At 73.0% G+C, this 4,651-nt stretch carries 4 protein-coding genes and 1 pseudogene; 2 read left to right on the top strand and 3 right to left on the bottom strand.

The features are described from left to right. Together GTW40_RS22435 and GTW40_RS22430 are read right to left on the bottom strand one after the other, a co-directional pair. Nucleotides 1-221: hypothetical protein (locus GTW40_RS22435; protein ID WP_161181986.1), on the bottom strand; the 221-nt coding region annotated here is incomplete at its 3' end. 285 nt (nucleotides 222-506) lie between these two features. Then, nucleotides 507-965 (bottom strand): NAD(P)H-dependent oxidoreductase, encoded by a 459-nt coding sequence (locus GTW40_RS22430; protein ID WP_161181985.1) that lies wholly within the window; start codon nucleotides 963-965, stop codon nucleotides 507-509. A 110-nt stretch (nucleotides 966-1,075) separates the two neighbouring features. On the opposite strand from GTW40_RS22430, the gene GTW40_RS22425 reads away from it, so the two are divergent. Then, on the top strand, nucleotides 1,076-1,717 hold the full coding sequence (locus GTW40_RS22425; protein WP_202486269.1) for a class I SAM-dependent methyltransferase: 642 nt from the start codon (nucleotides 1,076-1,078) through the stop codon (nucleotides 1,715-1,717). Nucleotides 1,718-1,793: 76 nt separating this feature from the next. On the opposite strand, the gene GTW40_RS22420 is transcribed toward GTW40_RS22425, so the two are convergent. Further along, entirely contained in the window at nucleotides 1,794-3,845 is a 2,052-nt protein-coding gene (locus GTW40_RS22420; RefSeq protein WP_202486270.1) for a DUF1996 domain-containing protein, read from the bottom strand. Nucleotides 3,846-4,330: 485 nt separating this feature from the next. Here GTW40_RS22420 and GTW40_RS22415 point away from each other — a divergent pair. Next, a pseudogene (locus GTW40_RS22415) lies at nucleotides 4,331-4,651 on the top strand (peptidoglycan endopeptidase); the annotation flags it as partial.

Raw genomic sequence — 4,651 nt, 5'->3', positions numbered from 1 at the left:
GCGGCGCGGGCGGCCGGGGAGAGGCGACTGCGGCGGCGGCGCGGTCCTGAGGGGGCCGGCGCGGAGAGCGCCGCCGTGGTGCGCGCGGCCACCGCGCGTATGCCCTCGGCGGTGTCGAGCACGTCGCGCGCGGCCCGCCGCAGCAGTTCGGCCGTCTCGTGTCCGTCGTCGTGGTGTCCGCCCTTGATGGGCCGTCCGGGTGCGTGGCCGTCCGCTCGCATCCGACGCTCCCTCGGTTCGACTGTGTACGACAGGCCCTGGAGACGGCCTCGGTCCCATCGTCGGCCAGCGTCTGCGTGCCCGCACTTCCGTCCGGGTCGCAGGTGAGAAGGCGACGGGGGCCGCGAGGGCGCCTTCGGGAGACCCGCCGGATCCGCGTGACACCGGGCTCGTGGGGCGATCGGGCGCGTCGTCCCGGCGGTCGCTCCGCCACCTCCGGAGGCGCGCTGTATCGGGGTCGGCCGACCACTCGAACGGGTTAAGCGAGGCCCTGGCGGGCGTCCCCCTCAGACCTCGGCGGACAGGGCGGCGGCCACCGTGGCGCCCAGTTCCCAGCACGCCTCCGTGTCGGTCTTCGCGGGGGTGCCGGTGACGGTGACGTTCTCGGCGACGCGGCGCCAGCCCAGGCCGGTGGTGACGGCGTCGAGGCCGCGCAGGGCGCCGGTCACGTCGCTGCCGCCGTGGACCCAGCTGCCGAAGGGACGGCCCCGGGTCGCGTCCAGGCAGGGGTAGTAGACCTGGTCGAAGAAGTGCTTGAGGGCGCCGGACATGTAGCCGAGGTTCGCGGGGGTGCCGAGGAGGTAGCCGTCGGCCTCCAGCACGTCGGAGGCGGTGGCGGCGAGGGCGGCACGGCGTACGACGCGGACGCCCTCGATCTCGGGGGTCTCCGCGCCGGAGACGACGGCCTCGAAGAGTTCCTGGCAGTTCGGCGAGGGGGTGTGGTGGACGATCAGCAAGGTGGGCACGCCCGGAAGCGTGCCCTGCGGACGCCGGGGGCCGCAAGCGGTGTCGTTGTGGCGCACCGGCCGGGATGCGACGATGCCGGGCAGCTGAACGGGATACGGGAGGAGCCGTCTTGGCCGAGGACGAACAGCGGGCACCGGCAGCCGTGGTGTTCGACGCGCTGGGTCTCGCCTACGAGGAGGCGTTCGCCGCCTCCGCACCCCATCTCGCCTCGCTGGGCTGGCTGGTGGAGCGGCTGAAGCCGGGCAGCCGGGTGCTGGACGTGGGCAGCGGGACGGGACGGCCGACCGCGCGGACCCTGGTGGACGCGGGGCACACGGTGCTCGGCGTCGATGTCTCCCCGGTGATGGTCGAGTTGGCCGCGCGCCAGGTGCCGGAGGCGGAGTTCCGGCTCGCGGACGTCCGTGAACTGCCGCTCGACGAGGGGTCGTTCGACGCGGTGTGCGCGTACTTCTCGCTGCTCCAGATGACGCGCGCCGAACAGGTCGCCGTGGTGGGCAGGTTGGCCTCCGCGCTGCGGCCGGGCGGGCTCGCCGTGCTGGCGACGGTGCCGGTCGACGTGGAGGGCGTGGACGTGACGTTCATGGGACAGCCGGTGCGGGTGACGAGCTTCGCGGCGGAGGAATTCGCCCGGCTGGCGGCGGACGCGGGGCTGTCGGTGCTGGCGGAGGAGAACGTGCTGTTCACTCCGGCGCATCCGGACGGCGGTCCCGAGCCGCAGGTCTTCCTGTACTGCCGACGGGACGCGGGCTGAGACGACGACAGCGGCGGTGCGGGGCTCGTCGCCCTCGCACCGCCGTTGTCCTGTCGCTACGGCTGTTCGTTCCGGGTCAGTAGCGCAGACGCCGCGCCCGCAGGAACATCACCAGGCCGGAGAGGGCCAGGAGGACGCCGATCGCGGCGGGCCAGAGCTGCGCGCCGGTCTCCGCGAGGCTGCCGCCGGACGTCTGCGGCTCGGTGCCGGTAGCGGGCGGAGGCGTGGTGGTCTGCGGAACGACGGCCGCGCCCGTGCTGTCGGTGGCCGACACCGAGGGGGTGGCCCCGGCGGTCTCGGTGGCCTGTTCGGCGGGGGCGGTGGTGCGGTCCGCCTTCGGGGCCTGGGCCGGCCGGGTCGCGTCGGGCTCGGTGGTCTTGGCGGGGTCGTCCTGCTTGGCGCCGTTGCCGCGACCGTCGTTCTTGGTGTCGCCGGTCGGGGTGACGGTCGCGTCGGTCCTCGGCGCCTCGGCGGGGCTGCTCGCGGTGGCGGTGTCGTCGGGGTTGCCGCCCTCGGACGGCGCGGTGGTGCCCTTGTCGCCGCCGTTCTGGCCGCCGCCGTTCTGACCGCCCTCGTTCTTGCCGCCGTCGCCCGGGGTGTCGCCGTTGCCGCCGTCGCCCGGGTTCGCCGTGGCGCCGCCGTCGCCACCGCCGTTGTCGTTGCCGTTGTCGTTGCCGTTGCCGCCGCCGTCACCACGCGGACCGCACGTGCGGCCGGAGTTGATGCAGTCGACCATCTCGTTCATCAGGCCGTCGTCGAAGACGTTGATGAAGTCGCCGTGGTCGGTGACGGGCTTGTGCTGCTGCTCGGGGAAGGAGTCCACCGCGAACAACGGCACCGTGGCGCCACCGTCGTTGAGGCTCGGCGCGTCCACGTCGTAGACGATGCGCTGCACCAGCTGCGGGATGGGCTCGAAGCCCGCGGCGCAGGCGCCGTCCTGGCCCGCGAAGGCCACGTGGGTACGGTGGTTGGCGCTGTCGGTGTTGCGGCCGTCCCAGCAGCTCTGGAAGCGGAAGGTGCGCACCACGTCCGAACCGGCCGGACAGATCGGGTACTTGTCCTTCAGCTGCCGGTCCTCGAACCCGGTGCAGCTCCAGGACGCGTTGGCGTTGGCGGGGCCGTTGACGAAGGACTTGGCGTCGCCGGTGATGATGCGGAGCAGCCGCGGCATGGCGGTGACCTTGCCGCGCGGGTTGCCCTCGAAGGTGATCGTGACCTGCTTGGGCGTGACGATCTCGCCCGCGTTGCCCTCGGTTCCGCCGCCCGGGGCGCCCGCGTCCTTCTCCTGCTTGCCGTTCTGCAGCCGCAGCACCGGCCAGTAGTACGTGGACTTGTCGCCCTGGTCCACACAGGAGGTGGCGGCCTTGGCGAGGTCGTCGTCGCTGGCGAAGGCGGTGTTGGACTGGTTGCCGACGTAGTCGTGGAAGTGGTGGGCACCGTTGGAGACGCCGGGGGCCACGATGACGTTGTCGGAGTTGCGCAGGCCGTTCTCGTTGACGCCGCACTCGGAGGTGAAGGTGCCGCCGGAGGCGTCCGAACCCTTGGCCGGGTTGGGCACGTTGGGCTGTACGGAGTTGATGTCGACGTAGTCCGCCGCGACGGGTCCGTTGCCGCCCTGGCCCGGAGCGGGGGCCTGGCCGTTGTCGGCGGGGGCCTGTGTGGCGGCGGGAGGCGTGCTCTCGGCCGAGGCACTGTCGCCCGGGGCGCTCTCGGCGGGGCGCATGGTGCAGGCGGCGAGCGCGTCGAGGCCCTCGGGGCGGTTCCCGGCCCGGCCGATGGCGTCGGCCACGCGGTCCAGGGTCGCCTTCCGCTTGTCCTTCAGCGGGTTCATGATCGGACCGTCGGCGGCTACCGGGTCCTGCCGTATCTCCGGTGCCGCCTGCTGGAGTTGCTGGTAGGCGGCGGCGATCTGCTGGTCCAGCTGGGCGAGTTCGCGGTCCACGTCGGCGCGGGCCGCCTCGGGCACCTGCGTCAACTGGGTGCCCACATCGGGGCAGTCGATCGTGGCCATGCCGGCGGCCTTGACCTGTCCGGTCGCCTCCGCGCCCTGCCCGCCCCAGCCGCCTTCGGAGGCCGAGGCGTAGACGTTCGCCACGACGAGGCCACCGCCGCCGAGCATCAGGGCCATGGCGGCGAAGGTCACGCGTCGTGCGCCGGTCGGGCGTCTGCGCCTGTTGGGTTCCAAGGTCGTTCCCCTGCGTGTCGTGGTCGGTCGGGGCGTGCTCGGTCCGGGGCATGAAGTGCCCCGGACCCCATACGCGGGGTGGCACCGATGTGTTCAACGGCATCAGGGATTCAGGCCGAACTCATAAGAAAAACCGGCCACATGACGGGTGACGCCCTACGGAGGTGCCGCGTCCCGGGGAGCGTGACGGGAGCCTGTCGCGGGCGTACTCCATTTCCCGCTCGAACGCTGCTGTGAACATCACAAATACGTATCGGACATTCCACCCGTCGACCTTCACACGAGTGACACAAGTTGGCTAGGTTGACGCCAAGGCCGCCCGGCTCCCCACCCCGTGAGCCCTCCGCGGCGCCCGGAGCGGGGGCTCGACCGACTCGCGGGCGCGCCGGCCCGATTGCCCCGCGGGGCGAGGAAGGAGCGCGTCTCGCATGGCATCGGAGAACCCCGAAGAGGTGCGGCAGCGGATCGACTCCCTCTACGCCCGGGCCGAGAACGACACCGGAAACTTCAACGCCACCCGCGCGATGGCGGCGGCCACCCGCAGAGGCGTGCCGCTGGCCAAGCAGCGGGGCGGCGGTTCCGACCCGGCCCTGGACGCCCTCGCCCAGCAGTGGTTCGACGCGGCCCGCGCCAAGCTGGGCCCGACGGTCCCCGCCGCGCTGCCGCCGGACCGGATGCCGGAGATCGCCCCGGGCGGCCGTACCGACTACGCCGCCGAACTCACCGCCCCCTCCGCGCCCGCGCTCGGC

The organism is Streptomyces sp. SID4985, from assembly GCF_009863025.1.
Classification (GTDB): domain Bacteria; phylum Actinomycetota; class Actinomycetes; order Streptomycetales; family Streptomycetaceae; genus Streptomyces.
This window is presented reverse-complemented; position numbering and strand designations above follow the sequence as displayed.

Excerpts from the sequence above, each read along its gene's own strand:
- GTW40_RS22420 (WP_202486270.1), bottom strand. The coding sequence starts at position 3,845 with ATGGCCCTGATGCTCGGCGGCGGTGGCCTCGTCGTGGCGAACGTCTAC.